Raw genomic sequence first — 26,664 nt, 5'->3', positions numbered from 1 at the left:
GCCCGAAGGAGACTGCACGTGGCACGGGGAGGCCCCAAACTGCACCACCAACGCCGGTTCGAGCTCGGCCAGAGCTTCCAGGACGGCGGCGAGCACTATGACCGCGTCAGGCCGGGCTATCCTGCCGATTCGGCAGACTGGCTGATCCGAAGCGTCAGCAGGACAGCCGGAGCCGCCGATGCCGCTGACATCGGTGCCGGCACGGGCAAGTTCACCGCCTTGCTGGTGCAGCGCGGACTCAGTGTCTCAGCAGTGGACCCCTCGCCGGATATGCTCGCCCAACTGCGGCTTGTCCTGCCGGGAGTTCCCGCAACGGAGGGCACCGCAGAGGCCACCGGACTCGCGGACGGTGCGTTCGACGTCGTCAGCGTTGCCCAGGCGTGGCACTGGTGCGACCCGCAGCTGGCGAGCACGGAACTTTCCCGCATCCTCCGGCCCGGCGGCGTGCTGGGCCTGATCTGGAACCAGCTGGATACGTCCGTCCCGTGGGTTCACCGGCTGTCCCGGATCATGCATGCCGGCGATGTGCACAAGCCGGACTTCCGCCCTGCGATCGGGCCGGAGTTCACCGGGCTTGAGAGCCACCTGACACGCTGGGAAGATCCGGTGACGACGGAGGATCTTGTGGAATTGGCCAAATCCCGCAGCTATTACCTCGCTGCCGGTGAGGGCACCAGGGCTAAAGTCCGGGGGAACCTGGACTGGTACCTCCACGAGCATCTCGCCCACTCGCGCGGGGACGTCTTCGGTCTCCCCTACCTGACCCAGACCTGGCGGGCGTTTAAAGCATGAGTCCTGCGGGCAAAGCGGTAGGCTTGGACTCGTGAAGACCAGCGCGCCCTCCTCCTCCATCGAGGACTACGTCAAGGTCATCTACTCCTTTACGGAGTGGCAGGACAAGCCCATCACTTCCTCGCAGCTGGCACAGCGGCTCGGTGTCGCCAACTCCTCGGTCTCGGAAATGGTCCGCAAGCTCAAGGACCAGGGCCTGGTTGACCACAAGCCCTACAGCGCTATCACACTCACGGCCGACGGTATCCGGCTGGCACTTTCCATGGTGAGACGTCACCGCCTCATTGAGACCTACCTCGTCCAGGAACTCGGCTACAGCTGGGACGAGGTCCACGACGAAGCCGAGCTTCTGGAACACGCCGTGTCAGACACCTTCATTGAGCGGATGGCCGGCAAGCTTGGCAACCCCCTCCGCGACCCGCATGGCGATCCCATCCCCGCCGCTGACGGCACTGTCCACATGCCCCGGGCGCACCGGATGAGCGAGCTCGACGAGGGCCACAGGGGCCGGATCACCAGGATCAGCGACGAAAACCCCGATCTCCTGCGCTATCTGTCCGCCGAGAAGATCGACCTTGATGCCGACATCGAAGTGCTCGGCCGGAAACCCTTCGGCGGAGCCCTCGTGGTCCGCATCGGCCCGGCGGGCGCAGACCGCGAATTCGATCTCGCCGATGAGGTTTCGTCATCGCTCTGGGTCCACAGCGATACGGGCCATGCCGGCTGCCGGCTTGCGGACGCCTGAACAGGTGCCGCCCGCATCGGCCCTGCCCGTATGAAGACATCCACGCGCCCCGGCTGGCGCGCCTGGGCGGCGGTGGCCGTGGGGGCGCTTGTCGGGACGGAGCTCCGCTACGGCCTCGGCCTCCTCTTCCCGGAAGCCATCGGAACAGTTCCCTGGACCACTCTGTCCATCAATGTCAGCGGAAGCTTCATCCTTGCGGCCCTCACCACGCTCTGGATGGCGAATCCGACGACGGCGTTCTGGCTAAGGGCCGGGATAGGGCCGGGACTGCTGGGTTCCTTCACCACCTTCTCGGCGGTGGTCTTCTCCGTGGACCAGCAGGCACGCTCCGGCCAGCACATGACGTGGCTGATCTACCTCGGACTCTCCCTGGTCCTGGGACTCGGCGCGGCCGCCGCGGGCTGGAAAGCCGGCAAGGCCCTGAGTGACCGGACCGGAGGAGCCTCATGACAGCCGTGCTGGTGGGCATTTTTGGCGTTGCCGGAGGATTGCTCAGGTTCTCCATCGACACCTGGTTCGCGCACCGCACGGGCACACGCCGGCACTGGCCCTGGGCTACCCTGCTGGTGAATGTCATCGGATCACTCATCATCGGCCTTTCCATGGGCATCAGCGGACGACTGGGGCTGGGCGAGGAATGGCATGCCGCGATCGCCACCGGCCTCGCCGGCGGCCTGACAACGTTCAGTTCCTGGACCACTGCAACCATCCGGCTCGTCAGTGAGGGACGGTACCCTGCAGCTGCGCTGAACGTCGCCGCCAATCTCATTGCAGGGCTGTCCGCGGCAGCGGCAGGCATAGCCCTCGCGGCCTGACGTGCCAATGGATTCCCAGCCGGTGCCCGCCTGGCATCCCGCCACCGGTGAACGTGGAGGGGTCCGGCATCCCGTATCGTTAAACGATGGTTACGCGACGTGAAGCAGCTCAGATCCTTGATATTCCGCTGGAAATGGCACACCGTCACGGTATCCCAGCCCGGCTCTCGGACGCTGAGCTGTCCGAGCTCCTGGACAACCCCCCGGCCTGGCTCGTCCAGTCCAAAGCCAACCGGACCGGCAAGCGCCCCGTCTGGGTCCAGCTGACCTGCGCGGTCTGCGGTTTCTCGGAAGCCGCGCGGCCTAAGAAATGGTGGCCGCCGTTCACGTACGTCTGCTGCGCCCACCACGCCCCGAACGACATCCCACCGGTCATGCCGGGCCTGGTCCGCAGTGAATACGAGGGAATCGGGAGCCGATTCGTAGGCATTGTCGACGTTGAAGTACCTGGTTCCTGACAGCGGGGCGCCCGGGCAGGGTTCGCTGCGCCGGGTGATTCCGGCGGCGCCCGAAGCCGGCGGTGGTGCCAGTTACATTCACGACAAAACAGGCGTACCTTACAAGCACGGGGCCTATTCAGGGCCCCGACGTTAGGGAGGGCGACATGCCTGACAAATCGCCGCACCGGCAGGTCACCAAGAAATCGGACAAGACCATCAAGCAAAAAAGGGCCGAAAAAAAGTCCAAGCATGACGTGGACGCCCACGTGGACCCTGTAGCGCACATCAAGAAGCGCTGACACCCCGCGGCCACGGCTGGCCGGGGTCGAATGCGGAAACGGTGCTGAGAACGCAAAAGGCCGGAAGCTTTCGCTTCCGGCCTTTTGCGCGGGGTGGAACTGCGTTGCCGCCGTCCCGATGGTGGAGATGGGGGGAATTGAACCCCCGTCCGATGTCGTGTTGTCAGGGCTTCTCCGGGCGCAGTTTGCGGCGGATTTTCTCGGCCCCAGCTATCCTGCAAACAAGTAGCTGATCCGGGCCCAGTCATCTAAGAGTCCCGTTCACCCCAATGACGAGGGTAAACAGCAGTGGCTATCTTAATGACGCCAGGATCCGGGACGATAGCATTCCCGGGCTGACGGACTGTCTTACTGCTTAGGCAGCGAGAGCGAAGTCAGTGCGCGTTTGTTTGGCACTTATTGTTTTGCAGACAGCGTTTACGAGATAATTCTGCATCCTCGGCCCGCTTCACCTGTCGCGACTAACATCGTCGAAACCGATCATCCCCGTATTTTGTTACCAAACCGGTCAGGACCCTTGCAGAACCGTTTCACAGGTTCCGCGCCGTTCCTTCCCGGACTACCAATCATAACGCACTGCTGCCAGGAATCATTCCCGGCAGCATACCCGCGTGTTCTGAGCCGCCGCCGGATCGTACCGCTGCTGGTTGCGCGGGCTGGCCGAAGGATCAGCCGCGGTTCCGCTCGCGCATGATCCGCAGCGCTTCGCGCTTGTCCTGCTGCTCGCGGAGGGTCTGGCGCTTGTCGTATTCCTTCTTGCCGCGGGCGACGCCGATCTCCACTTTCGCCCGGCCGTCCAGGAAATACAGCTGGAGGGGGACGATGGTGAAGCCGGATTCACGGATCTTGTGAGAGATCTTGGTCAGTTCCTCGCGGTGGAGCAGCAGTTTGCGCCGCCTGCGGGCGGAGTGGTTGGTCCAGCTTCCCTGGTTGTATTCGGGGATGTGGATGCCCTCCATCCACAGCTCATCGTTGTAGAACGTGCAGAACCCGTCAACCATCGAGGCGTGGCCCTCGCGGAGTGACTTGACTTCCGTCCCCATCAGGGCGATGCCCGCCTCGTACGTGTCGAGGACATGGTAGTCATGCCGGGCCTTCCGGTTGGTGGCCACTACCTTACGGCCACTTTCTTTCGGCACGGTAGAACTCCTCAGCTCTTGGTCTGGATGGACGCCCCGGCCGCGGTGGCTCGAAGCTAGTTAATTCTACGGCAGGCGCGGGGCATGCCGCTTGTACCGGTCACCGCCCGGCACTCAGGGCCCGTCAGAGCAAAATCATTGGATCAACGGGCTGGCCGTTGAGCCAGGTCTCGAAGTGCGAATGGCAGCCCGTCGAGTTGCCGGTCGTTCCTGAATAGGCAATGAGCTGGCCCTGGCTGACCTGCTGGCCCATCGAGACCACCACGCTGCTGTTGTGGTAGTAGATGGTGGTCAACGAGTTGCCTTGGACAACGCCATGTGAAATTTTGACGTTGTTGCCGCCGCCGTCGTTGCTCCAGCCCGCCGAGACGATGGTGCCGGCCGCCGGGGCGTAGACAGGAGTGCCGCAGCTGGCGCCGAAGTCGATTCCGGTGTGCATGTATCCGCCGGAGCCGTAGAAGTCCACGGTGCCGGGGGGCGTCGCACGCCAGCCGAATCCCGAGGTGATGGGGACGTCTGACGAGAACGGATGCCGCAGCCCGAAGGCTGAGGGCGGCCCGATCTGCGGCACGTAGGGCTGGGCCGCCTGGCCGGCTGCCCTTGCCGCGGCGGCGGCAGCCTCGGCAATGCGGCGCTGTTCAGCCTCCCATGCTTCCCGGAGTTTCCGGTCGCGCTCTACGATTTCCGCGGCTACGGCATTTTGCGCCGCCTGGACCTTGGAGAGCTGGTTCTGGATACCGGGCTTGGCTGCCTGGAGCTCGTTGTTGAGTCGGGTGGTGTCAGCGATGAGCTTGTCCACCTGTTCCTTCTTGGCGGCAGCCTCGTCACGTGCCGCCTTCTCCCGGGCCAGGGCGGCGTCGGCCTTGGCCTTGAGGTCCTTGATCTCCGCTTCAACAGCCTGCAGGCGGGCTTGTGAATTGACGTTCGTAGCGTTCTGCTGGGACAGCTTGTCCATGGCGGAGTTCTGGCTGCGCATGGCCTGGTCCGCGAGGTCGATGGTGTCTGTGAGGCTTCCGCCGCTCTTGGATCCAAAGAAGAGTGTGAGGTTCGAAGGAACGCCGCCGGACTTGTAGGCCTGGGTGGCAATCTGGCCGATGAGTTTCTTGGTGTCGGCGATCTTCTGCTTGTCGGTTTCAAGCTGCTTCGTGATCGTGGCTTTGTTCTGCTGTGCCAGATCCACCCGTGCGGCGAGGGCCTCGACTTCCTTGACTGCACTCGCAACCCGGCCCTGCGCCTCGAGCAGCGCCTGTTGCGCGGCCGGGAGTTGCCCTTGGTAGATCACCAGGTCGCCGGCAGCCTTGGCAATCCTGCCGTCCACGAACTCAAGGGACTGCTGCACGCGTGCCGCCTCGGCTTCGAGCGCGGCCTGTTTGTCTTCAAGCTCGTCCGCGAAGGCCACGGGAGTGGAGGCGCCCAGGCTCGCGGCCAGGATCAGGGCAAGGGCGGCACTGATTACGCGGCTGCCCCGTGCCGCGGTCCGGAGCCGGCGGGCTTTGCGGTCCATAGCTGTCATCATCATTCCTTCGTTGGTAGCCACAGCCTAGACCCGCAAATATCTACGTAAGGTCAAGAGAGACGAAATTCCAGCCAAGGTTGCGCCCAGTGCGAGCAGGGCCGGAGCCAGGATCAGCGTCTGTGCCGGGGAGATAAACGCCGTGTCCGGATACTGCTTGGACATGTACTCGCCAAGGAAGAAGTGGGCCACGGCCCAGAGCGTTCCCGAGGCCAGGGCCGCTCCGATCACGGCGGCGATGACGCCTTCGAGAATGAACGGCAGCTGGATGACAGTCTTGGAGGCGCCGACCAGCCTCATGATTCCGGTCTCCCGCCGCCTGCTGAATGCGGACAGCCGGATGGTAGTGGCGATCAGCAGGATTGCGCAGACAATCATCACGCCTGCGATGATGACGGCCACCAGCGAGGCGGCGTTCATCACCGAGAAGAGCCGTTCCAGGACCTGGCGCTGGTCGATCACGGTCTCAACGCCGGGCTGTGAGGAAAACGTCTCGCTGATGATCTGGTACTTTTCCGGATCCTTCATGTTGATCCGGAACGAGGCCGGCAACTGGTCCGGGGTCACCGAGTCAACGATCGGTGAGTTGGAGAACTGCTCTTTGAAGTGCTTGTACGCGTCGTCCTGGGATTCGAACTGGAAGTCGTTGATGTACTGGGCAACGGCGGGCGATTCCAGGAGCGTGCGCAGGTTGTCCTGCTGTTCCGGCGTTGCCGAGCCGGTGGCGCAGCCGGCCGCCGTCGAGCCGTCACCGCAAAGGAAGATTGCCACCTGGACCTTGTCGTACCAGTAGCCCTTCATCTGGTTGATCTGCAGCTGGAGCATGCCCGCCGCACCGACAAACGTCAGCGACACGAAGGTCACCAGGATCACCGACACCACCATGGACAGGTTGCGTTTCAGTCCGCTGCCGATTTCACTGAGGATGAATGCGAGCCTCACTTCGCCTCCCCTGTGGACGAGGTGACGGATCCGTCACCCGGTTCAGTTGCGGACTCATCCGGGCGTCCGCTGGCGTCCTTGAGCCGCCGGGACTGTCCCACGACCGGAATCATCGAGGTGTACAGGGCGCGGGCCTCGTCACGGATGACAATGCCATTCCGGAGCTCCACCACACGTTTGCGCATCTCGTTGACTATGTCGTCGTCGTGCGTGGCCATCACCACGGTGGTGCCGTTCTGATTAATCTTGTCCAGGACGCCCATGATGCCCATCGAAGTGGTGGGATCGAGGTTTCCGGTGGGCTCGTCCGCCAGGAGGATCCCCGGACGGTTGACCACAGCACGGGCGATCGCCACGCGCTGCTGCTCGCCGCCCGAGAGCTCGTGCGGCATCCGGTGTTCCTTGCCCTCCAGGCCCACCGTTTTGAGGACCTCGGGGACCGTGTCCCGGATGATGCTGCGGCTCTTGCCAATAACCTGCATGGCGAAGGCGACGTTCGCGAAAACATTCTTCTGCGGCAGGAGCCGGAAGTCCTGGAACACGACGCCGATCCCCCGGCGCAGCCGCGGAACGCGCCAGCTTGAGATATTCGCTACGTTCTGGCCGGCCACGTATACGGCGCCGGAGGTGGCCCGGTCTTCCTTGAGCACAAGGCGGAGGAAGGTGGATTTGCCGGAACCTGAAGCGCCCACGAGGAACGCGAACTCGCCACGGTCAATTTCGAGGTTGACAGAGTCCAGCGCTGGCCGGGTTGTCTGGTCGTAGACCTTGGTGACATTTTCGAAACGGATCATTGCCCTAAGTACCCTGCAAGACACGGCTGATGGAGCCCCGTACTGCAGCCGGCGCACGGGCTTTCTTTTGGGGGAAGTAGAGCTCCGGCCCCTCGACTATACGCACGGGCACCTGCAGAAAAGCTTGAGTTCCGGGGCGTGTCGCCCGTTTTCAGCCACTGGAGAGATAGCCGCGCCAACGTGGTCTCCTAGTTGGCGGCGTTGCGGTTGTCGGTGCGCCAGCGGATGCCGGCGTCAATGAAATCGTCGATTTCGCCGTCGAACACCGCCGAGGTGTTACCGACTTCGTGCTCGGTCCGGAGGTCCTTGACCATCTGGTACGGGTTCAGCACGTAGGAGCGCATCTGGTCGCCCCAGGACGCCTTGACATCCCCGGCGAAGGCCTTCTTTTCCGCGTCTTCCTGCTCTTTCTTGAGAAGCAGGAGCCGGGACTGGAGAACCCGCAGGGCAGCGGCGCGGTTCTGGAGCTGGGATTTTTCGTTCTGCATGGACACCACGGTCCCGGTGGGAATGTGCGTCAGGCGCACGGCCGAGTCGGTGGTGTTCACGGACTGGCCGCCGGGGCCGGATGAACGGAAGACGTCCACGCGGATTTCGTTGTCCGGGATGTCGATCGAGTCCGTCTGCTCGATCAGCGGAATCACTTCCACGGCAGCGAAAGACGTCTGACGGCGGCCCTGGTTGTCGAACGGGCTGATCCTGACCAGGCGGTGCGTGCCGGCCTCGACACTCAGCGTGCCGTAGGCATAGGGGGCGTTGACCTCGAAGGTGGCGGACTTGAGCCCGGCTTCTTCGGCGTAGGAGGTGTCCATGATGGTGGTCGGGTATCCGTGGCGTTCAGCCCAGCGCAAGTACATCCGGAGCAGCATCTCGGCGAAGTCCGCTGCGTCCACGCCGCCGGCGCCCGAACGGATGGTGACAACAGCTTCACGTTCGTCGAACTCACCGGACAGAAGCGTCACCACTTCGAGGTCCTTCAGCGACTTGCGGATGGACTCAAGCTCCGCGGCGGCCTCGCCCATGGAATCCGCATCGTCCTCGTCCTGGCCCAGCTCTACCAGGACCTCGAGGTCGTCGATCCGGGAAACCAGGGTGTTGAGCCGTTCGAGTTCGCTCTGGCGGTGCGAGAGCCTTGAGGTGATCTTCTGCGCGGCCGCCGGATCGTCCCAGAGGTTCGGCTCGCCGGCGCGTTCGCTCAGCTCGGCGATGTCTTCCTTCAGCTCCTGAACATTCGAGACGTTTTCGATGGAGGTGTAGGTGGCGCGCAGAGCGCGGATTTCTGCGGAAAAATCAATTTGAGCCATGGTTGTTAAAGCCTACGCTATCCTTCCTAGCCGCCCTGCACCGGGTCCGGCCCGCTACCGGACAAGCCGGGAACGCGCGGTGGATGTCGCCTCGATCCTGATTCCGTCCGGGATAAGGAAGTTCACGATCGGAGGATGGACCTCCGCGGTCAGCACGACGACGGCGGTGGAACCGTCCGGGCTCCCCGTCGCCGGCGCCACGGCCAGGCCATGGAACCTGGCGTGGGCGTCATGACGGATGAGGTAGTCGGCGGCGACGCTGCGCACCCGCGCACCGTTGAGGACCGCAGTGGGGCTCCCTCCTTCGGTCTCGACCTGGCCCAGCGTGTAGCTGTCCGCTGCTGCTACGGATGCCCCGTCTGCCGCGGACTGCAGCTTCTTGTGTTCAAGGTAGAGGGCGGATGCCGCCATGACTGCGGTGGTGACCAGCAGGGCAAGGAGTACATAGCCGATGATGAGGACCGTCATCTGCCCGTCCTCCCCGTCTGGTTCAGTGTGCGGGATATTCGCCGTTATCGGAATCGCCCCACAACCTGGGTGGCGGAGGCATCCAGTTGGCTTGCGTTGAGACGGAACGAATCGCTGAACGGCACAAAAGGCAGCGGGACCGTGAGGTGGACGGTAATGGTGACGGCCGACCCGGGGGCCAGACAGTCCGAGGGCTGGCAGCTTGCGTCCATCCGGGCGTTGTCCGCCGGATGTCCGTAGTCCGCCAAGGCAAGCATGACTGCCTGCTCGGCTGCTGCGCGGCCGCTTCCCGCATCCGGCTGGGCGACGTATACCTTGGCGGCCTGGTCCGCCGCACCGACAACGGCGAAGGCGCCGCCCTGGATCTGCCCCACCGTGATGATGAAGTACACCAGGGGGACCATGAGGAGCAGGGCGAGGAACGTGAATTCGACGACCGCGCTCCCCCGCTCCCTTGGGCTTGTTTTCCCGGTTCCGGACATTGTGCCCTGTTCGGATTCGTGGTCCCCGGTACATTGGTGCCCGCATGCGGCCCCGTGGCGCTCAGGGCGGCACGCAGCTTCCAGCAAACGGCGTGTCAGAATGGCTCGCAACCTACGGCTGGATTGCGGCATGGCCTTTCACCTCCAGTGCCTCGCGCGGACCGATCAGGCCGATCACCGGCAGCGGCGCCCGGACTGTCACTTCCAGCGCACGGATTCCCTGGAATGTCACTTCCGTGGTGGTCACATCCTTGGCGAAATCCGCGTTCAGCGCCATTCCGATCAATTCGCCCGTGCGGTCCCTGGCATCGGCGGCGGTCCGGTCGGCGAGTGTGCCGTATCTGGCCCCAGAGGCCGCGGCGTCGATCAGTGTGTTGCGGACGTGCAGGACCAGCGTCAGCTGGATCACCGCGAGGAAAAACATCGTGAGCAGGCCGCCGACCAGAACAAAGTCCACGACGGCGGAGCCGCGTTCCCGCCAGGACGTACTGCACTCAGCCGGCTGCTCTTCCGTCCGGCGGCGCGCATCTTCCGCCACCGCGACCGGCGCGGGCATGGGCTAGTTTCCGACCTTGTCCATGGCCTGATTGAAGAGACCCTCGAGGGCGGGTCCGGCCAGGGCCAACAAGGCGGCGACGAGGACTGCCGACATAAGGGTGATCATCACCCAGCCCGGCACATCGCCCCGTTCGGGATGGTCGCCGCCCCGCGACATACTCCCGCCGGTTGCCGAGCCGGAGACCGCCGACATCCGGAACAGCATCGCAAATGAGTGGATCAGGGCCAACGCACGGATTCCGAGGTGTTTCATTGAGCTTCCATTCTGTGGTTCCGGCTGGGGTTTTGTTCCCGGCGGTTCGGGCGATCTGGATACGGTCATAGTCCGAGGCTGATAGCGGCGAGGCCGGGAAACACAGCAAAAATGACGGTCAACGGAAGGACGCCAAAGACCAACGGCACCATCATGGCGATTTCCTTCTTTCCGGCCGATTCCATCAACTCGCGCTTGGCGGTGTCGCGGACATCCTGCGCCTGGGCCCGGAGGACATCTGCAAGGGGTGTGCCCCTTTCCACTGCCACGATGATCCCGTCGACGAACCGCACCAAGGGGCCCAGGTCGGTCCGCGAAGAGAACCGCTGCAGGGCTTCGACCAGCGGTTTTCCGGCCCGGGTTTCACCAAGCACCAGCCCAAATTCCTTAGCCAGCTCGCCGTGCGAGCTGCGGCAGACCCGGTCAAGTGCACCTGAGGCACTTTCACCTGCGCTGACGGCAAGGGCCATCAGCTCGGCGAGGCTCGGGAACTCCGCCATCATCCGCTTTTCCCGGCGCCTGATCTGGGCGCCCAGCCAGTAGTCCCTGAAAAGGAATCCTCCAAGGGCACTGCCCAAGATCGCGACGACTGCAAGGAACGGATTGAACCGTCCTGATGCCGCGGCAATTACTACCAGGCCCGTGGCAGCAGTGAATCCCGTGACTGCCCAGAGCAGCTGTTCGGCCCTGAAGTCCACGGCTGACTTCCGGATTCCAGCCTGGGCAAGCCTGCGGCTCAATGCTGACGATCCAAGGTTGAAGCGGCTGAGGAACGAGAGCCCGTCCTTCAGAACTGGACGCAAAATGCGCTCCAGCGGCCCGAATGGCGTGAGGTTGTCACTGGCGGCGGACAGCAGCTTGGACTCCAGGTTCTGCGACTTCAGTTGCGGCTCAATGCGTTCCGTGAAGCTGATTGGCCGCATGAACGGCAACCTCACTACCAGAAGCCAGAGTCCCGCGCCGAGAATGATGCCGCAGACCACCGCCGCGGCGTGCGGCGACGTCACCTGAGCACCCGTTCGTCCTCGGGGAGGGCGCCGATCCTCAGCATGACGGAGTAGCAGATGCCGGACACAACCAGCCCGCCCAGGAGCACGGCCGCCCCCATCGGAGTGTTGTAGGCGGCGACGGCTTCCGGCCGGGTCGCCAGCAGTACCATGACAATCCAGGGCGCGGCCACTGCAAGCCTCGCGGCGTTTACCGTCCAGGACTGCCGGGCTTCAAGTTCACTTCTGGTTCTGGCGCTCTCCCGGAGGAATTCCCCAAGCGTTCCCAGCAGCCGCCCCAAGTCTGAACCGCCCACCTCACGTGTGAGCCTGAGTGCTTCGACAATCCGGTCGGCTACGGGGTCTGCGAGCCGTTCCTTGAGGCTGTTAAGTGCCGGATCGAACTGGCCGCCGGCGCGGTAGTCGGCACCGAAGTCACGAAACACGTGCCGCAGCTCCTCCGGACCCTTTTCACCCAGTTGGATCAACGCTTCCGGCAGGGACAGCCCGGCCCTGATTGCGGAGCGAAGATGGTCAACAACATCGGGCCATAACTGACGCAGCGTCGCCGTACGTTTGCGGGCCCGCCATCTAACGACGGCCATGGGGAGCCACCCACCAAACAGGCCGAAGCAGGCTGAGATGGGCCAGGACCTGGTCACAGCGAAAAAAATCAGTCCGACGAATGCTGCCAGGCCCAGGCAGGTTGATACCAGGCCCAGTGCTGAGACGTTTTCAATCCCGGCCGCACGCAGCAGGTCTTCGAGGCGGCTGGCCCGCGGCCGTCGTTTTGGCGTCTCGGGCGTTTCCCAGGCGGACCACCACATGAGGAATAGTCCGGTACCGAACAGCACGCCCAGCATGGGTGCCATCAGCGGACCTCCAGAAGGGCCGCAACGTCGAATCCTGCCCCGGCAAACTTCTCAGCGGCGGGCATGGAGTTGGGCTTGGGGTGGAGCCTCCCTTCGGCCATTTCGAAGACCATCGACGATTCGATGATGCCGTTTTCAACGCGTCTGCCAAGGGACAGGATCTCCGTCACCTGACGACGCCCGCTGGACTGCCGGCTGCAGTGGATCACCAGATCAATGCACGAGGCAACCGTCGGCACGACAAACGCGCTCGAGATGTTGTCTCCGGCCAGGAGCGGCAGCGTGCACAACTTGGTGATCGCGTCGTGCGCCGAGTTCGCGTGAACGGTGCACATTCCGGGGAGGCCGGAATTAAGGGCGATCAGCATGTCGAGGCTTTCGGCCTCACGGACTTCGCCCACCACGAGGCGGTCCGGTCGCATCCTGAGGGCTTCCTTGACCAGCCTTCGCAGCGGGATTTCACCTTCGCCTTCCAGGTTTGGCTGCCGGCATTGCAAACCCACAACGTCACGCAATGGAAACTGCAGTTCGAAGATTTCCTCAACAGTGATGACCCGTTCCCGGGCGCCGATGCTGGCCGCCAGGCAATTGAGCATGGTGGTTTTACCGGCCTGCGTCGCCCCCGAGACCAGAATATTCAGTCCGCTGGCCACTGCGGCACCCAGGAACCGCGCCGCCTGGGGAGTCAGCGTGCCGAGCTCCACCAGGTGTTCCAGCCGGCTGGCCTTGACCACGAACTTTCGGACGTTAACTGCCCAGTGCCGCCGCGTCACATCGGGAATGACGACGTGGAGCCGGGACCCGTCGGGGAGGGCCGCGTCCACGAACGGTGAGGACATATCGAGGCGGCGGCCCGAGCTCTTCAGCATGCGTTCCACCAGGTCCCGGACTTGCTGGTCCGAGAGGCTCAAGGACGTGAGCTCAGATTCGCCGTTTCGCGCCACATAGATTTCGTTGGGCGCATTGAGCCAGATCTCCTCGATGGCGGGGTCATCCAACAAGGGCTGCAGCGCACCGAAGCCGGCAACAGCGTCGTAAACATATCTGCGGGCAGTCTCGAGCGGGCCAATCGGTGGCAGAGGGCCCATCAGTGCGCGCTCGTCGTAGTCGCTGACCGCCGCCTCAACCAGGCGCCTGACCTCGCTCGCCTGCCGCAGCGGGTCCAGCCCGCGGCGCCGGATCAGCTCGCGGACTTCATCCTCCACGATTCGAACAGCGTCCATGAGTTCCCCAATACGACTGCCGCCCCCGACTGAGGCAGTACAACTGCGTTAAAGCTAAGGGAGCATACACACGTAGGCCAAGTCACATTTTTCCCGTTGTGGATAAGCCGGCATTTGACGTCAATTCCGATTCACATTGGTAACACCAGAATCACTAGTCTCACAATGCACACCGGTGTTATGGTAGGCGCGTTAAGTCAGACACTTCTCACAGTTCGGTTATTCCTGCGGAATGCAGCTGGAGATGCGACCTAGTGGCCTGTCCTTGGGGCACGTCATTATTCCGGAGCGAAAAATGAAGCGGAACCCAGAGACACACCGTCCAAGCCCACGCAGCCGGTTCGGGTCGCTATTCCTGGCTGCCGCCCTGCTGGTCGGTCCCGGCTTTGCCGTTCCGGCCAGCGCGGTTGAACCGGAACCGACGGCAACCCCGGCCGCCCCCACCGGGACAGCTTCTCCCTCGACTTCCCCTTCGCCCGACCCGGTGGTAGCGCAGCCGCCGACTCCCGCACCGGCTCCAGCGGAGACACCGGCGGCAATGGCGCCGTCGACGGACCCGGCAACAGTTCCGGACCCGACCTCCGACGCCGGCCGTGCAGCGATGGCGACAGCAGTCGGCCCCGGCGGGGCCGAGATGGGGCAGCGGTCCGCACGCGTGACAACCTCCGCCAAACTGCTGCAGGGGGCGAAGTCCCTGACCACGCAATCCATGGAGACCCAGGGCACCTGGTCCCCCACCTTCGGGGTCAAGGGACTTGACGTCAGCGGACACCAGGCCTCCGTGGACTGGCTGCAGCAGTGGAACATGGGCGCCAGGTTTGCCTACGTCAAAGCATCCGAAGGCAATTACTACACCAACCCGTCCTACAGCTCCCAGTACAACGGTTCACGCAACGTCGGCATGATCAGGGGGGCCTATCACTTCGCTATCCCCAACTGGTCTTCCGGGGCCGACCAGGCGCGCTATTTCGTGCAGAACGGCGGCGGCTGGTCCCCCGACGGCTATACCCTCCCACCGGTACTGGATTTCGAGTTCAATCCCTACGAGGGCCGGACCATCAACGGGTTCTACTTCGGCAACACGTGCTATGGAATGTCACCGGGGCAGCTGGCCAGCTGGGTGCGTGACTTCGGGAACACCATGCTGGCCATGACCGGGCGCCTTCCCATGATCTATACAAATACCAACTGGTGGAACCAGTGCCTGGGCAACCCCTCAGGATTCGGTGACTATCCGCTCTGGATCGCTGCCTACCCCAGCTCCCCCACCAACAACGCTGGTCCCGTTCCCACGTCCAGCTGGAGCACCTACAGCATGTGGCAGTACAGCAGCACAGGCCCCTTCGCCGGCGACTCGAATGTATGGAACGGCGACTACGCTTCGCTGTCGCTCTTCACGGGCACAAGGCCGCAGGGCTCGTTCGACACGGCAAGCATCGAACGCACCGGCACCACCACCGCGCTGAAGATACGGGGCTGGGCCCTGGACCGGGCATTGCCGGGCGCCACCACAGAAGTGCACGCCTACGTAACGGCGCCAAACGGGACGAAGACCCTGCATGAGTTCCCGGCGACAGCCTACCGGCCAGACGTCAACAAGGTACTGGGGTTGGGAGACAATCACGGATTCGACAATCAAATTCCGATCAAAGTTTCGGGAAAATACACCGTCTGCGTCTTCGCCATCGGTAAGTTCATCAACCCCGGACTCGGCTGCAAGTCGCTCACAGTGGACGGTGCCGAACCGCCTATCGGCAGTTTCGACGAATTTTCGGAACAGCGGTCGCCGGACAAGGAATCGCTGAAAGTACGGGGCTGGGCCGTGGACATGAGCCGCCCGTCTGTCACCTCTGAAGTCCACGCCTATCTCTACGGCCCCGACGGCGGCAGCACGCTCTACAAGATCCCGGCAAATACTTCCCGGCCGGATGTGGACCGGGTTTTGTCCGTCGGCTCCAACCATGGGTTCGAAACCAACATCGATATCAGCAAGGCCGGCAATTACAAGCTCTGCGCGTACGCGATCGGCCTGTACCTCCACTCCGAGCTTGGCTGCCGGACCATCAAGGTCGCGCCGGGAACGACGCCCGTGGGCACCCTGGACTCGGTCAGCGTCAAGAAGACAAGTTCCCAGGCATCGCTGAGTGTTCGCGGATGGGCGATCGACTACGGAAACACCTCCGCGCAGATCCCGGTGCACGCCTACGTCCTGGCGCCCAACGGCACCAGCACATTGCACGAATTCACGGCCTCAAAGGCCCGCCCTGACGTCAACACGGTGCTCGGTGTGCCGGGCAGCCACGGTTATGAAGCCGATCTCCCGATCAGCGGCCCCGGTAAGTACCGGGTGTGCACCTACGCCATAGCCCTCAGCCCGGTCTCCCCCGGTAACCCCCTTCTGGGGTGCAGCTACATCGACGCCGGCTTCAGCGCCAGCCCGGTCGGCTACCTCGACTCCGTGCGGATCGAATCCGTCAGCGGCATTACCTCCGTCGTCGCCGCCGGTTGGACCGTGGACCAGGACGTCCCAAGCGAATCACTGAGCGTGCACACCTATGTCACGGCTCCTGACGGCAGCGTGACCAACTTCGCGGTAACGGCCAACCAGCCGCGGCCTGATGTGAACCAGGCGCTCGGCATCAGCGGCGACCACGGTTACACGGCAAAGAAGGCAGTCAGCCAGCGCGGTACGTACCGGATTTGCACGTACGCCATCGCGGCTTCACCGTTCACGACGGGCAACTCACTGCTGGGCTGCAAGAACATCACTTACTAAGACGGGACGTCGACCGTGGCCGCCCCCTGGCTGGCGTGCCACGGTCGTCCGGGTCGCCCCGGACCGTTCGGCTGAGACCACCGGGCCGGTCAGCGCCCCGCGGTTCCTGGGCGCCACAGCACGCGAGGTAGGATTCAATTTGGCCTAATTGCCGACTCGCATGGGCGACATGCTTGGACCCATAGGATCGGAGATCTTGAGTGGCTTCGAAAGCTGCACCCGCTTTGTTCCGCCGTTTTGGCGGTTTCGCAACATCGCTCGTGTTCTCAACCGTCGTAAATCTGCTCGCCATCCCGTTCGTCATTTCCACGCTGGGCAAGGAGACGTGGGGCGAACTCGCATTGGCCCAGGCCACTGCCGCAATTTTCGGGATTGCCGTCGCCTTCGGCTGGGGAACCGTGGGGGCCGCCCTCGTGGCGTCACTGCCGGAGCGCGAGCGGCCGCAAATGTTCCTCGACTCCCTGGTCAGCCGCGTCTATCTGTTCCTCTTCGCTGCACCTGTGATGTATTTCGTGATGCTGCTCATGGGCAGAATCGATCCCCCGGTTGCGGCGCTGGCATCAGTTGCCTATGTCCTGCCATTCGTCGGGGCCTCGTGGTTCTTCATTGGCCAGGCAAAACCGTGGAAGCTATTTCTTTTTGACGTGCTTCCGCAGGGGCTGGGCACGGTTGCGGGCGTGGTGCTGATCCAGTTCTTCCCGGAGCCCATCGTATTTGTGCTCGCGCTGCTGGCCTTCAATCTGCTGGCAGTCATTATCGGCGCGGCCGGCGCCCTGTCCCGCGCAGGGCATCCAGTGAAAGCGGATCTTCGCATCGCGCCTGCCATGAAACGCTTGCGCGACCAGAAATACGGGGTGATTGCAGCGGGAACCGGAAGCCTCAACAGCAATCTGCCGCTGCTTGCGGTGGGCCAGGTGGTTGCGGCCGCACTCCCCCAATACGCTCTCGCGGACAAGCTTTTCCGCTTTGCGGTCGCCGGATTCGGGCCCGTCCTCCAGGTGATCCAGGGTTGGATTCCGGAAGCCGGCCCAGCCAGGAGCTCCCACCGGATCCGTACCGTGGCCAGGCTTGCCCCGGTAGTCGGCCTGTTTGCCGGAATCCTCCTTGCAGTCCTTACCCCGTGGGCCAGCCCGCTGTTCTCCAGCGGAGTCATCACTATCGACTACAGCCTCAGCGTCCCCTTCGGGCTGATTCTTGCCGGGGTCATCGTAGCCCAGGTCGTGGGCCTGGCCTGCCTCATACCGCTGGGCAAGGGAGCCGCCCTGGCCAAATCGACGGCGATCGGTGCAGCCTTCAACGTTCCGATGATGTTCGTCCTCGGCATCCTCTTCGGCGCCCCCGGTGTAGCTTGGGCGGTCGGCCTCGCCGAGCTGGTTGTTGCCGGCTACCAGATCATGGTGGTCCGGGACAGCCTCAAGCACCTCGTTCAGCCGCCCGTCCCAACCGCGGAAAAACCGCACTAAGCCTGCAGCTACTTCCGGCGCCCTTTGGCGAACAGTTCAACCGGAACGCCGGCAACAAATTCCACGAAGCACGGCAAAGCTATGTCGCCGCTCCGCAGCCCCGAGACGAGCGCGCGCGAGGTGGACACCCAGCCGTGGCCAGTTTCGAAGGCGGCCACCCCGCCGTCCAGGCCGGGAGACCCAGCAGCAACGCGTTTCCGCAGGGTATCCGCCATGACGCGGCGCCAGCCGAAGCTCAAGTCATTGGCAGTCCTGAGCATGGCGAGCGGACTGCTGCTGCCCTGAAACTTTCGGGACAGGGCTGTCACGTGCTCAAAAGACTTGGCGATGCTCTTCCTGCCGCCGACCTCACCGAGGACGTTGCCGCCGTGCTGCACGTAGTCCTGGACAACGTCGTCAACCACGAGCGCACCGCCGGTGGCCTTGGCGCAGACAGCCAGCCAATGGTCATGTACCTGCGAGATGGTGTTTAGGCGCGGGAAGGGAAGAGCCAGGTCCAGCAACTCGCGCCTGAACAGGCACAGGCTTCCGGTCACCTGGTTTTGGGCCAGCAAGGCATCCAGTGCGACGTTCTTCCGCTGGGTTGATGGCGTCACCACCACATTGCCGGGAAGCCGGACAACACGCGCCTGCGCCGCCACCAGGCTGACGTCGTTCAGGTGCGGCACGAGAATTTCGAGCTTCGACGGATACCAGGAGTCGTCCTGGTCCGACAAGGCGACCCACTCCGCCTCAGCAGGAGCGTGCTGGAGGACTCGTTCGAAGTTGCCGTAGAACCCGAGCCGCTCTTCGAACCCGATGACCCGGAACCTTTCGTCGCCGCCGAATTCCCCGGCCACGAAATCCCGGACTTCGGCGAAACCGCCGTCGGCTGAAATGAGGCACAGGAAACGCTCATGCGTCTGGTTCTGGATAGTTCGCAGCTGCGTTCGGAACAGCTCCCAGTTGGGTTGGTAGGCCGCGAGGGCGACCACGCCGAACGTACTCGAGTCGAAGCGCATGGGCCGGTCCGCTATTCCGCAGCCGTCCGCAGGCCGAGATACGCTTCCAAAACGTCCCTGGCGGGACGCGGCTTGAAGCCTGAGTTCTTGATCTTGGTCAGGTCCAGTACGCTGTTCAGCGGCCGGGGCGCGGCAGCTTTGCCCTTGAAGTACTCTTCGGTGCTCACGCCTGTGACGGCGGTCCGCGACTGTCCTGACAGCTCGTACACGTCCGCGGCGATGTCGGCCCACGACTGCGGTTCACCGTCATTGCTCAGGTTGTACGTGCCGTAGTCCGCGCTGGATTCCAGCAGGTGCTGGATGCCTGCCGCAATGTCTTCGGTGAAGCTGAGCCGACCGACCTGGTCATTGACCACGGACGGTTCGATGCCACGCCCGGCCAGGGATGCCATGGTGCGGACGAAGTTGTTGCCTTCGCCGATGACCCAGCTGGTCCGGACGATGTAATGGCGGGGAACAACACTGACGACGGCGTCGCCGGCTGCCTTCGTCTGACCGTACACACCGAGCGGGGTGAAGGGTTCAGCCTCGTCGTGGCTCTCGCGGACGCCGTCGAAGACGTAGTCCGAGGAAACATGGACGAGCGTGAGGTCATGTTCGACGGCGGTCCGGGCCAGCCGTGACACGGCGGCAACGTTGACGGCCCAGGCCGCTGCCCGGCCCTCCGCGGTTTCCGCGGTGTCGACAGCGGTGTAGGCGGCGGCGTTGATGATCGTCGAGTAGTTCTTCCAGTTCCGCTCGGTGAAGGACGCTTCGCTGCCGAGGTCGAATCCGGCGCGCCCGGCGAACTCAACGGTCGCGTCGCCGTCGTACAGTTCCCGCAGCGCCTTGCCCAACTGACCGTCGGCGCCGACCACGAGGATCTTCTTCGCCGGCATCGGCACGACGTCCGCGAGGCGGGGGTGCGCCTTGTCCTTGTCGGAGAGCTCAGCCTCGTCCAGCGGAACGGGCCAGGCAATTCCGGCCGTCTCGTCCGCGAGGTTCAGGAAGGTGTACTGGCCCTGGGCGTCCGCGGACCAGTGGTCGTTGACGAGGTAGGTGTAGGCGGTGTTGTCTTCCAGGGTCTGGAAGGCGTTCCCCACACCGCGGGGAATGAAGATGGCCTGGCTGGGGTCCAGTTCGGCGGTGAAGACGGCACCGAAGGACGGGCCCTCGCGCAGGTCCACCCAGGCGCCGAAGATCCGGCCGGTCGCCACGGAGATGAACTTGTCCCACGGTTCGGCATGGATGCCGCGCGTGGTGCCGGCCTTTTCGTTGAACGAGATGTTGTTCTGCACGGGGCGGAAGTCCGGCAGCCCGAGGGCCACCATTTTCTCCCGCTGCCAGTTTTCCTTGAACCAGCCACGGTTGTCGCCGTGGACCGGCAGGTCGTAGAGGACGACGCCGGGGATCGGGGTTTCGTGGGCGGTCAGCTTTTTGGAGAACTCGATCGACATCGTCTACTGGCCCTGTTCCTTGTACTTCGCTTCGGTCTGGGCCTTTTGCGGGCGCCACCAGTTTTCGTTCTCGCGGTACCAGGCGATGGTGTCCTCGATGCCGGCGTCGAAGTTGGAGAACTTCGGTTCCCAGCCGAGCTCGTCGCGGAGCTTGGTGGAGTCGATGGCGTAGCGCAGGTCGTGGCCGGGGCGGTCCACGACGTGGTCGTAAGCGTCCGGGGACTGGCCCATGTGCTTGAGGATGAGCTCGACGACGTCCTTGTTGTTCTTCTCGCCGTCGGCGCCGATGAGGTAGGTTTCGCCGATCGTTCCCTTGGCGATGATGGCCAGCACGGCCGAGGAGTGGTCGTTCGCGTGGATCCAGTCCCGGACGTTCTCGCCCTTGCCGTAGAGCTTGGGCCGGATCCCGTCGATCACGTTGGTGATCTGGCGCGGGATGAACTTTTCCACGTGCTGGTACGGGCCGTAGTTGTTCGAGCAGTTGCTGATGGTGGCCTGCAGCCCGAAAGAGCGCACCCAGGCGCGGACCAGCAGGTCCGAACCGGCCTTGGTGGAGGAGTACGGGCTGGAGGGGTTGTACGGGGTGGACTCGCTGAACCGTTCCGGGTCATCGAGTTCCAGGTCGCCGTAGACCTCGTCCGTGGAGATGTGGTGGAAGCGCTTGTTGTGCTTCCGGGCGGCCTCGATCAGCGTGTAGGTGCCGATGATGTTCGTGTCCAGGAACGGGCGGGGGTCATGCAGGGAGTTGTCGTTGTGCGACTCGGCCGCGTAATGGACCACGACGTCGGTCCCGGCAACGAGGCCCTCGACCAGGGCTGCGTCGCAGATATCGCCCTGCACGAAGCTGAAGCGCTCCTCCGGGAGCCCGCTCAGGGATTCCAGGTTGCCTGCGTACGTCAGCTTGTCCAGGACAGTGACGTGATCCTCGGTGTTCTCGAGAACGTAGTGGACAAAATTGGAACCGATGAACCCGGCACCGCCGGTGACAAGGAGTTTCTGCATTCAGCCAGCTTACCGGTTGAGCCATCCCGTTCTAATTTGAGCCGTCCCGCCGTAGGCGCAGCGCTGCCTCGGCGATGCAGCGAAGCAGCATCAGGCGCGCACGGAGGATCACGGACAGTGAACGCCACCCCCTGGGCGTAGCGTTGTCATCGTGGATCCTGCGCAGGAGCGTTGACTCGTCCAAGTGCCGCATGGAGCCTGCCAGGTTGCCGCAAATGGCAAGCCAAAGGTCGTGGGACTCGTTCACATAGCGGGGAACGGGCGTGAACACGGGCAGCATGTCGCGCCGGAAAGCCATGCCGCAGCCGTAATAAGCCCGGTATCCCACCAGGACGCCGAGGAGGTTTGCGGCATGTCGCCGGCTGTCCTTGTCCCGGAGCCGCGGGATGTTCGGACGGGGCCCGCCGCCGAGCACGTCGAAGTTGGAGGCAACGACCCTTGATGCCTGCAGCGCGCTAACCATTAGCTCAAGCCTGCCCGGCACCCAAACGTCATCCTGGTCGGCGAGCAGGATGTACTGTCCCTTCGCGGCCAGGGCGGCCTGTTCGAATGACCTTACGTAACCCTGGTTCACCGCCGCCTCAATCAGGCGGATCCGTCCATCGTGGAAGGTCCTGATCTGCTCGACGGTGTCGTCGGGTGAGGCGTCGTCAACGATGACCAGCTCATCGTCCGGACCCAGCTGGGCGAGGATGGACTCGAGCTGTTCCTTAACATAGCGCCCCCCGCGGTAGCTGGCGAGGCAGATGCTTGCTCGGGTTTGCTTGCCGCCTGTCGGGCCCGGGACGCCCTTGGAATCGGTTTTCAATCTGGTCCTTCCGCCTGCGCGAGATGGTTCCGGGGCTCACCAGCTGACATCCGGCGGGCCCGTCCCATCTTAGGCCGTCCGGTCCGGACCCCACCCCGCGGCCACGTTCAGCGTGGACAGCACCGAACATCGCAGTGCCCTCCCGCGCCGCGCGGCTGCGTCACCGCCGACCCGGATCGTGGAATTGATATAGTTTGGACACCATGGAATCCACCCCCAATCCGCGCGTTCTGGTCATCATGCCTGCCTGGAATGAATCGGAAGCCGTCGGCAATACCGTGCGGGAAGTGTTGAACACAGACTCCCGGTACGACGTCCTCGTCGTCAACGACGGGTCCACGGACAACACCGCAGCCGTAGCCGCCGAAGCTGGAGCCACAGTGCTCAACCTGCCCTTTAACCTTGGCGTGGGCGGGGCCATGCGCGCAGGTTTCAAGTACGCACGCCGCTGCGGCTACCGCCAGGTGATCCAGGTGGATTCCGACGGCCAGCACGATCCACGGAGCATCGACGAAGTCCTGGCAGGACTCGCCCACGCCGATATCTCAATCGGCGCGCGCTTCGCGGACCGCGGGGACTACAAGGTCACGGGGCCGCGGAAATGGGCCATGCAACTGCTGGCCAAGGTTATTTCCGGGCTGGCTAAGACCCGGCTCACGGACGTGACCAGCGGGTTCCGGGCAGCCAACGTGCGCGCCGTGGACCAATACCTCGACCACTACCCTGCCGAATACCTGGGCGACACCATCGACTCGCTTGTGGTGGCCATCCGCTCCGGGTGCACTGTCACACAGGTCCCCGTCGAAATGCGAGCCCGGCAGGGCGGAAAGCCCAGCCACAATCCGGCGAAGGCCGCCATATACCTCGGAAGATCGGTGTTTGCCCTGTTGTTTGCCCTGACCCGGAAGCGGTCCCACCTGGCCCTACCAGCTCCGCAAGCATCAGGAGCCTAGAAGTATGGGAAACATTGCCGCCTTCCTGCTCGCCCTGGCCATTGTTGGCCTGGTCGTCGAAATGCTCCGCCGGAAGAAACTCCGGGAGAAGTACGCCGCCCTCTGGCTGATCGTGGGCGTCGCCACGCTTGTGCTGGCGGCCTTTCCGCGGCTGCTCAACATTGTGGCGGAGTTTGTCGGCGTCCAACTGCCCTCCAACCTGCTCTTCGCCATGAGCATCCTCATGCTGCTCGGCGTCTGCCTGCACCTCTCGTGGGAAATCTCCGTAGTTGAGGACGAGACGCGGACACTCGCGGAGGAAGTGGCAATCCTGCGGGTTCAGGTGGAGGCTCTCGGCGCCCCGGCCAGCACCGATTCACCGTCACCGTCCGACTCGTTGGCAACAACCCCAGACACCGCCGGCCCGCACGCTGCGGAGCCCGACACACAACACAAAGGTTCGGATTAACACATGCCGCTGGATATTTTCATTCCCTACTGGGGCGATCCGGACTACATGAAGGAAGCAGTCAACAGTGTCCTGTCACAGGACAGCGATGACTGGCTCCTCACCGTCGTGGACGACGCGTACCCGGGCCAGGAGATCAAGGACTTCATGGCGGCGATCACCGATCCCCGGGTGAAGTACATCCGCAAGGAACAGAATGCAGGAATCACGGAAAACTACCGGACCTGCGTGGCCATGGCGACTGAGGAAGTCCTGGTGATCCTCGGCTGCGATGACGTCCTGCTGCCGAACTACGTCTCCACCATCCTCGATGCCCACAAACGGTACCCCGGCGCTGCCTTGATCCAGCCCGGCGTCCAGGTCATCGACGAAGCCGGCCAGGTGGTAGCCACCCTGGTTGACACCGTCAAGCAGAAGCTGATCAAGCCCCGGGGCGGCGGACGCCAACTGATCTCCGGCGAGGCCATTGCATCCAACCTGATGCACGGGGACTGGCTCTACTGGCCGTCGCTTGCCTTCCGGACTGACAGGGTCCGCCAGGTGGACTTCCGTGACGGGTTCCCCATCATCCAGGATCTCGCCCTGATCATGGACATGATCTACAACGGCGACCAGCTCCTCATCGAGCCGACCGTCTGCTTCCAGTACCGCAGGCACTCAAACAGCGCCTCCTCCACCAAGCTTGTCGACGGCTCCCGGTTCGCCGGAGAACGCGATTATTTCGCCGTCGCCGCTGCGCAGGCACAGGAACTGGGATGGAACAGGGCGGCCCGGTCAGCACGGCTGAGGTTCACGTCGCGTGCGCACGCGGCGTCCCTGCTGCCCAAAGCCGTACTCAGCAAGAACTCCTCCGCCGTCAAGGCCCTGGTCCGCCACACCTTCGGCAAGTAACGCCGTTCGCTACGAAAGGTCCCAAGTGACTTCCTCTTCAAGTTCCGCCCGTCCCGGAGGCACCGTCCTGGTTACGGGCGGCGCCGGGTTCATCGGCTGCGCGATCTCCGATGCCCTCGTCAATGAGTTCGACCGCGTCGTTGTCGTCGACAATCTCCACCCGCAGATCCATGCCACGGGGCAGCGCCCCGACCAGCTGAACCCGGCCGCCGAACTGGTCGTTGCGGATGTGACGGAAGCGAAGACCTGGGACACAGTCCTCCAGGACGTTACCCCCGACGTCGTCATCCACCTCGCGGCGGAAACAGGAACCGGCCAGTCCCTGGAAGAGTCCACGAGGCATACCCACGTCAACGTCGTCGGAACGTCGCAACTCTTGGACGGCCTCAACCGCCATGCCAAGCTGCCGCGCCGGATTGTCCTGTCCTCCAGTCGCGCTGTTTACGGCGAAGGCGCCTGGCAGGATGCCGACGGCCGGATCTTCTACCCTGGGCAGCGGACGAGCGAAACCCTCGACAAAGCACAGTGGGATTTCCCGGACGCCTCGCCCGTCGCCATGAAAGCGTCCGAGACGTTCCCGGCGCCCGTGAGCGTCTACGGTGCCACCAAGCTTGCCCAGGAACATGTCCTGCAGGCGTGGGCAAAGTCCTACGGCGTCGAGACGGTGATCCTCCGACTGCAGAATGTCTACGGTCCGGGCCAGTCCCTGATCAACCCGTACACGGGCATCATGAGCCTCTTCTGCCGGATGGCAATGGGCGGCAAGTCCATTCCCCTGTACGAGGACGGCGAAGTGCGCCGTGACTTCATCCTGATCGACGATGTGGCCTCTGCCATCGTTGCCGGCGCTGTCTCCCCCACCGTCCAAGGTGAACCGATGGACATCGGATCGGGCGAGTTCCAGACCATCGGCACCGCCGCAAAGCTGATCGCTGAGCACTACAACGCTCCTGAATCGCACGTGACCGGCCAGTACAGGCAGGGCGATGTGCGGCATGCGTGGGCTGACATCACCGCCGCCGAAAAGGTGCTGGGCTGGACACCGCAATACAACCTTGCCCAGGGAATCGAACGGCTGGCCACGTGGATTGACGCGCAGCCAGACGTCAAGCCTGCCTGATCCGGCAAGCGAATGACGTCCAACGCGACCACTGCGGTTGTCAGCCTGTTCAATGCCGACCAGCACGTCCTGGCCAACGCCGCGGCACTTCTGGCTCAGGTGGATCGTGTGGTGGTCGTCGACGACGGCAGTCCCCAGGACCCCGGGCCGATCCTGCGCCAGCTGCGGGACCTAGGCTGCACCGTCGAGCGGCTCACCGAGAACTCCGGCATCGCAGCCGCGCTCAACGCCGGGATTGCAGCGGCGCTCGCGTCCGGGAAACGGCCCTCGTTTATCCTCACCATGGATCAGGACAGCCTGCTCGACGGCGGCTACGTTGCCGCCCTTGAGGAAGCGGCACGTGCCGCTGAACAGGCCGGAGTCAGGGTCGGCATGGTCGCTCCGGCCTCCATCCGGGGCCTTCCGACCCGGCGTGCCGGGGTAATGAACGGCGTCCAGCTAGGGGGCGAGCCGATCCAGTCGGGTCTGCTTCTGCCGGTTCCCGTCATTGAGGAGCTCGGGACGCTGCAAAGCGACCTGTTCATCGACGGCGTTGACACCGAATACTTCCTACGTTGCCAGTCAGCCGGGTTCAAGACCGTCGTCGCGCCGAAGGCCGCCCTTGACCACGCCCTGGGAAGCATGGCGCCAGCCCGCGTTTTCGGGGCGGACCTGGCTTTCCGTGGCCGGCAGATCAAAGTGCGGACGGCAGCCTCATGGCGCTACTACTACCTGTTCAGGAACCGCATCCTGCTGGCCAGGAAGTACGGACGCCGACACCTGTGGTGGGCCGTCAAGGGCTTCCTGGCGGACTATCGGCACCTGGCCATTGTGACATTGCTGGCACCGCACCGGTTCGAACGCTTGTCCTCCGCCGCTGCCGGGATTGCCGACGGCCTCGCAGGAAAGGCCGGAAGGCGCCGCGTCAGCTAGATTTGGCGGGGCGTCCATGTGGATGTTCCGGGAGTGACGCTGCTTTGCCTCCGGGCCCGGTCGTTCGCTGCACTTGGTGGTACGGGGGGAACCGCGGCAGAAATATGATTGGGGACAGGTCAGTGAGCACACGGTTGAAGCGGGCTACGCCTCCTCCACGCCGGGTTGCCGGAGCAAGCGGGAAGAGCTCCGCGACAAAGACTGAAAAGACCCTTCGGTTGCTACGCGG

Annotated in this window: 29 protein-coding genes and 1 other RNA gene; 13 read left to right on the top strand and 17 right to left on the bottom strand. The window is 63.8% G+C overall.

Going from position 1 to position 26,664, the window contains the following annotated elements; genetic code table 11:
* Positions 1-18 precede the first annotated feature (18 nt).
* The 6 genes from J2S97_RS02250 to J2S97_RS02225 all read left to right on the top strand — a co-directional run bounded on the left by J2S97_RS02250 (position 19) and on the right by J2S97_RS02225 (position 3,091).
* Positions 19-792 carry a class I SAM-dependent methyltransferase gene (locus J2S97_RS02250; RefSeq protein WP_307046152.1) on the top strand — a complete coding sequence of 258 codons (774 nt, stop codon included), beginning with the start codon at positions 19-21 and terminating at the stop codon, positions 790-792.
* A 31-nt stretch (positions 793-823) separates the two neighbouring features.
* Positions 824-1,537, top strand: coding sequence for a metal-dependent transcriptional regulator (locus J2S97_RS02245; protein WP_307046151.1), 714 nt, complete (start codon positions 824-826; stop codon positions 1,535-1,537).
* A gap of 30 nt (positions 1,538-1,567) precedes the next feature.
* Positions 1,568-1,987 carry a fluoride efflux transporter FluC gene (locus J2S97_RS02240; protein ID WP_307046149.1) on the top strand — a complete coding sequence of 140 codons (420 nt, stop codon included), beginning with the start codon at positions 1,568-1,570 and terminating at the stop codon, positions 1,985-1,987.
* Entirely contained in the window at positions 1,984-2,352 is a 369-nt protein-coding gene (locus J2S97_RS02235) for a fluoride efflux transporter FluC (protein WP_307046147.1), read from the top strand. Before J2S97_RS02240 ends, J2S97_RS02235 begins: the two co-directional genes overlap by 4 nt.
* Positions 2,353-2,438: 86 nt before the next feature.
* Complete coding sequence (locus J2S97_RS02230; RefSeq protein WP_307046145.1) at positions 2,439-2,810, top strand: hypothetical protein; 372 nt, start codon at positions 2,439-2,441, stop codon at positions 2,808-2,810.
* A gap of 146 nt (positions 2,811-2,956) precedes the next feature.
* The gene (locus tag J2S97_RS02225) at positions 2,957-3,091 is read left to right on the top strand and encodes a hypothetical protein (RefSeq protein WP_307046143.1); all 135 of its coding nucleotides are present in this window, start codon (positions 2,957-2,959) and stop codon (positions 3,089-3,091) included.
* A gap of 119 nt (positions 3,092-3,210) precedes the next feature.
* On the opposite strand, the gene ssrA is transcribed toward J2S97_RS02225, so the two are convergent.
* The 13 genes from ssrA to J2S97_RS02160 all read right to left on the bottom strand — a co-directional run bounded on the left by ssrA (position 3,211) and on the right by J2S97_RS02160 (position 13,625).
* Positions 3,211-3,579: a transfer-messenger RNA gene (gene ssrA, locus J2S97_RS02220) on the bottom strand.
* 180 nt (positions 3,580-3,759) lie between these two features.
* On the bottom strand, positions 3,760-4,230 hold the full coding sequence (gene smpB, locus J2S97_RS02215) for an SsrA-binding protein SmpB (protein ID WP_104172296.1): 471 nt from the start codon (positions 4,228-4,230) through the stop codon (positions 3,760-3,762).
* A 124-nt stretch (positions 4,231-4,354) separates the two neighbouring features.
* Positions 4,355-5,734: a peptidoglycan DD-metalloendopeptidase family protein gene (locus J2S97_RS02210; RefSeq protein WP_373460487.1), complete on the bottom strand. Its 1,380-nt coding sequence runs from the start codon at positions 5,732-5,734 to the stop codon at positions 4,355-4,357.
* 36 nt (positions 5,735-5,770) lie between these two features.
* Positions 5,771-6,685, bottom strand: a complete 915-nt coding sequence (gene ftsX, locus J2S97_RS02205; RefSeq protein WP_307046138.1) for a permease-like cell division protein FtsX — start codon at positions 6,683-6,685, stop codon at positions 5,771-5,773.
* Positions 6,682-7,479, bottom strand: a complete 798-nt coding sequence (gene ftsE / locus J2S97_RS02200) for a cell division ATP-binding protein FtsE (RefSeq protein WP_307046137.1) — start codon at positions 7,477-7,479, stop codon at positions 6,682-6,684. The genes ftsX and ftsE overlap by 4 nt, the downstream gene beginning before the upstream one ends.
* 188 nt (positions 7,480-7,667) lie before the next feature.
* Positions 7,668-8,783, bottom strand: a complete 1,116-nt coding sequence (gene prfB, locus J2S97_RS02195) for a peptide chain release factor 2 (RefSeq protein ID WP_307046134.1) — start codon at positions 8,781-8,783, stop codon at positions 7,668-7,670.
* Positions 8,784-8,837: 54 nt separating this feature from the next.
* On the bottom strand, positions 8,838-9,251 hold the full coding sequence (locus J2S97_RS02190; RefSeq protein ID WP_307046132.1) for a pilus assembly protein TadG-related protein: 414 nt from the start codon (positions 9,249-9,251) through the stop codon (positions 8,838-8,840).
* Between the two features lie 44 nt (positions 9,252-9,295).
* Positions 9,296-9,733, bottom strand: coding sequence for a hypothetical protein (locus tag J2S97_RS02185; protein WP_307046130.1), 438 nt, complete (start codon positions 9,731-9,733; stop codon positions 9,296-9,298).
* Between the two features lie 112 nt (positions 9,734-9,845).
* The gene (locus tag J2S97_RS02180; protein ID WP_373460485.1) at positions 9,846-10,157 is read right to left on the bottom strand and encodes a TadE/TadG family type IV pilus assembly protein; all 312 of its coding nucleotides are present in this window, start codon (positions 10,155-10,157) and stop codon (positions 9,846-9,848) included.
* Positions 10,158-10,292: 135 nt separating this feature from the next.
* A complete protein-coding gene (locus J2S97_RS02175) occupies positions 10,293-10,484 on the bottom strand; it encodes a hypothetical protein (RefSeq protein ID WP_307046546.1) in 192 nt (63 codons plus the stop codon).
* A gap of 125 nt (positions 10,485-10,609) precedes the next feature.
* A complete protein-coding gene (locus J2S97_RS02170) occupies positions 10,610-11,551 on the bottom strand; it encodes a type II secretion system F family protein (RefSeq protein WP_307046126.1) in 942 nt (313 codons plus the stop codon).
* Positions 11,548-12,402, bottom strand: a complete 855-nt coding sequence (locus J2S97_RS02165; protein ID WP_307046124.1) for a type II secretion system F family protein — start codon at positions 12,400-12,402, stop codon at positions 11,548-11,550. Before J2S97_RS02165 ends, J2S97_RS02170 begins: the two co-directional genes overlap by 4 nt.
* Positions 12,402-13,625 carry a CpaF family protein gene (locus J2S97_RS02160; protein WP_307046122.1) on the bottom strand — a complete coding sequence of 408 codons (1,224 nt, stop codon included), beginning with the start codon at positions 13,623-13,625 and terminating at the stop codon, positions 12,402-12,404. Before J2S97_RS02160 ends, J2S97_RS02165 begins: the two co-directional genes overlap by 1 nt.
* Before the next feature lie 295 nt (positions 13,626-13,920).
* On the opposite strand from J2S97_RS02160, the gene J2S97_RS02155 reads away from it, so the two are divergent.
* Both J2S97_RS02155 and J2S97_RS02150 read left to right on the top strand, forming a co-directional pair.
* The gene (locus tag J2S97_RS02155) at positions 13,921-16,401 is read left to right on the top strand and encodes a lysozyme (RefSeq protein ID WP_307046120.1); all 2,481 of its coding nucleotides are present in this window, start codon (positions 13,921-13,923) and stop codon (positions 16,399-16,401) included.
* A gap of 200 nt (positions 16,402-16,601) precedes the next feature.
* Complete coding sequence (locus J2S97_RS02150; RefSeq protein ID WP_307046118.1) at positions 16,602-17,864, top strand: lipopolysaccharide biosynthesis protein; 1,263 nt, start codon at positions 16,602-16,604, stop codon at positions 17,862-17,864.
* A gap of 8 nt (positions 17,865-17,872) precedes the next feature.
* Here J2S97_RS02150 and J2S97_RS02145 read toward each other — a convergent pair whose 3' ends face one another.
* The 4 genes from J2S97_RS02145 to J2S97_RS02130 are packed head-to-tail and all read right to left on the bottom strand — an operon-like array spanning position 17,873 to position 22,111.
* On the bottom strand, positions 17,873-18,865 hold the full coding sequence (locus J2S97_RS02145) for a glycosyltransferase (RefSeq protein ID WP_307046117.1): 993 nt from the start codon (positions 18,863-18,865) through the stop codon (positions 17,873-17,875).
* Between the two features lie 11 nt (positions 18,866-18,876).
* On the bottom strand, positions 18,877-20,301 hold the full coding sequence (locus tag J2S97_RS02140; protein ID WP_307046115.1) for a bifunctional dTDP-4-dehydrorhamnose 3,5-epimerase family protein/NAD(P)-dependent oxidoreductase: 1,425 nt from the start codon (positions 20,299-20,301) through the stop codon (positions 18,877-18,879).
* Positions 20,302-20,304: 3 nt separating this feature from the next.
* Positions 20,305-21,303 carry a dTDP-glucose 4,6-dehydratase gene (rfbB, locus tag J2S97_RS02135; protein WP_307046113.1) on the bottom strand — a complete coding sequence of 333 codons (999 nt, stop codon included), beginning with the start codon at positions 21,301-21,303 and terminating at the stop codon, positions 20,305-20,307.
* A gap of 31 nt (positions 21,304-21,334) precedes the next feature.
* Positions 21,335-22,111, bottom strand: a complete 777-nt coding sequence (locus J2S97_RS02130; protein ID WP_307046111.1) for a glycosyltransferase family 2 protein — start codon at positions 22,109-22,111, stop codon at positions 21,335-21,337.
* A 203-nt stretch (positions 22,112-22,314) separates the two neighbouring features.
* Between J2S97_RS02130 and J2S97_RS02125 the strand changes: the two genes are divergently transcribed.
* Genes J2S97_RS02125 through J2S97_RS02105 form a run of 5 tightly spaced genes read left to right on the top strand, consistent with a single transcriptional unit; the run spans position 22,315 to position 26,435 of the window.
* A complete protein-coding gene (locus J2S97_RS02125) occupies positions 22,315-23,064 on the top strand; it encodes a glycosyltransferase family 2 protein (protein ID WP_307046109.1) in 750 nt (249 codons plus the stop codon).
* Between the two features lie 4 nt (positions 23,065-23,068).
* On the top strand, positions 23,069-23,512 hold the full coding sequence (locus J2S97_RS02120; protein ID WP_307046107.1) for a DUF2304 domain-containing protein: 444 nt from the start codon (positions 23,069-23,071) through the stop codon (positions 23,510-23,512).
* 3 nt (positions 23,513-23,515) lie between these two features.
* Positions 23,516-24,403, top strand: coding sequence for a glycosyltransferase (locus J2S97_RS02115; RefSeq protein WP_307046105.1), 888 nt, complete (start codon positions 23,516-23,518; stop codon positions 24,401-24,403).
* 25 nt (positions 24,404-24,428) lie between these two features.
* The gene (locus J2S97_RS02110; RefSeq protein WP_307046103.1) at positions 24,429-25,523 is read left to right on the top strand and encodes an NAD-dependent epimerase/dehydratase family protein; all 1,095 of its coding nucleotides are present in this window, start codon (positions 24,429-24,431) and stop codon (positions 25,521-25,523) included.
* A gap of 12 nt (positions 25,524-25,535) precedes the next feature.
* The gene (locus J2S97_RS02105) at positions 25,536-26,435 is read left to right on the top strand and encodes a glycosyltransferase (protein ID WP_307046101.1); all 900 of its coding nucleotides are present in this window, start codon (positions 25,536-25,538) and stop codon (positions 26,433-26,435) included.
* Positions 26,436-26,664: the final 229 nt, after the last annotated feature.

The organism is Arthrobacter oryzae (assembly GCF_030812315.1).
GTDB lineage: Bacteria > Actinomycetota > Actinomycetes > Actinomycetales > Micrococcaceae > Arthrobacter > Arthrobacter oryzae_B.
Note: the sequence above shows the minus strand (reverse complement) of the source record. Positions and strands in the feature narration are given on the sequence as shown.

What these genes read in the sequence shown, in the direction of transcription:
- J2S97_RS02240 (WP_307046149.1), top strand. Translation starts at nt 1,568, where the DNA reads ATGAAGACATCCACGCGCCCCGGCTGGCGCGCCTGGGCGGCGGTGGCC.
- J2S97_RS02235 (WP_307046147.1), top strand. Translation starts at nt 1,984, where the DNA reads ATGACAGCCGTGCTGGTGGGCATTTTTGGCGTTGCCGGAGGATTGCTC.
- J2S97_RS02230 (WP_307046145.1), top strand. Translation starts at nt 2,439, where the DNA reads ATGGTTACGCGACGTGAAGCAGCTCAGATCCTTGATATTCCGCTGGAA.
- J2S97_RS02225 (WP_307046143.1), top strand. Translation starts at nt 2,957, where the DNA reads ATGCCTGACAAATCGCCGCACCGGCAGGTCACCAAGAAATCGGACAAG.
- J2S97_RS02210 (WP_373460487.1), bottom strand. Translation starts at nt 5,734, where the DNA reads ATGGACCGCAAAGCCCGCCGGCTCCGGACCGCGGCACGGGGCAGCCGC.
- ftsE (WP_307046137.1), bottom strand. Translation starts at nt 7,479, where the DNA reads ATGATCCGTTTCGAAAATGTCACCAAGGTCTACGACCAGACAACCCGG.
- prfB (WP_307046134.1), bottom strand. Translation starts at nt 8,783, where the DNA reads ATGGCTCAAATTGATTTTTCCGCAGAAATCCGCGCTCTGCGCGCCACC.
- J2S97_RS02190 (WP_307046132.1), bottom strand. Translation starts at nt 9,251, where the DNA reads ATGACGGTCCTCATCATCGGCTATGTACTCCTTGCCCTGCTGGTCACC.
- J2S97_RS02185 (WP_307046130.1), bottom strand. Translation starts at nt 9,733, where the DNA reads ATGTCCGGAACCGGGAAAACAAGCCCAAGGGAGCGGGGGAGCGCGGTC.
- J2S97_RS02180 (WP_373460485.1), bottom strand. Translation starts at nt 10,157, where the DNA reads ATGTTTTTCCTCGCGGTGATCCAGCTGACGCTGGTCCTGCACGTCCGC.
- J2S97_RS02175 (WP_307046546.1), bottom strand. Translation starts at nt 10,484, where the DNA reads ATGTCGGCGGTCTCCGGCTCGGCAACCGGCGGGAGTATGTCGCGGGGC.
- J2S97_RS02165 (WP_307046124.1), bottom strand. Translation starts at nt 12,402, where the DNA reads ATGGCACCCATGCTGGGCGTGCTGTTCGGTACCGGACTATTCCTCATG.
- J2S97_RS02160 (WP_307046122.1), bottom strand. Translation starts at nt 13,625, where the DNA reads ATGGACGCTGTTCGAATCGTGGAGGATGAAGTCCGCGAGCTGATCCGG.
- J2S97_RS02155 (WP_307046120.1), top strand. Translation starts at nt 13,921, where the DNA reads ATGAAGCGGAACCCAGAGACACACCGTCCAAGCCCACGCAGCCGGTTC.
- J2S97_RS02145 (WP_307046117.1), bottom strand. Translation starts at nt 18,865, where the DNA reads ATGCGCTTCGACTCGAGTACGTTCGGCGTGGTCGCCCTCGCGGCCTAC.
- J2S97_RS02140 (WP_307046115.1), bottom strand. Translation starts at nt 20,301, where the DNA reads ATGTCGATCGAGTTCTCCAAAAAGCTGACCGCCCACGAAACCCCGATC.
- rfbB (WP_307046113.1), bottom strand. Translation starts at nt 21,303, where the DNA reads ATGCAGAAACTCCTTGTCACCGGCGGTGCCGGGTTCATCGGTTCCAAT.
- J2S97_RS02125 (WP_307046109.1), top strand. Translation starts at nt 22,315, where the DNA reads ATGGAATCCACCCCCAATCCGCGCGTTCTGGTCATCATGCCTGCCTGG.
- J2S97_RS02120 (WP_307046107.1), top strand. Translation starts at nt 23,069, where the DNA reads ATGGGAAACATTGCCGCCTTCCTGCTCGCCCTGGCCATTGTTGGCCTG.
- J2S97_RS02115 (WP_307046105.1), top strand. Translation starts at nt 23,516, where the DNA reads ATGCCGCTGGATATTTTCATTCCCTACTGGGGCGATCCGGACTACATG.
- J2S97_RS02105 (WP_307046101.1), top strand. Translation starts at nt 25,536, where the DNA reads ATGACGTCCAACGCGACCACTGCGGTTGTCAGCCTGTTCAATGCCGAC.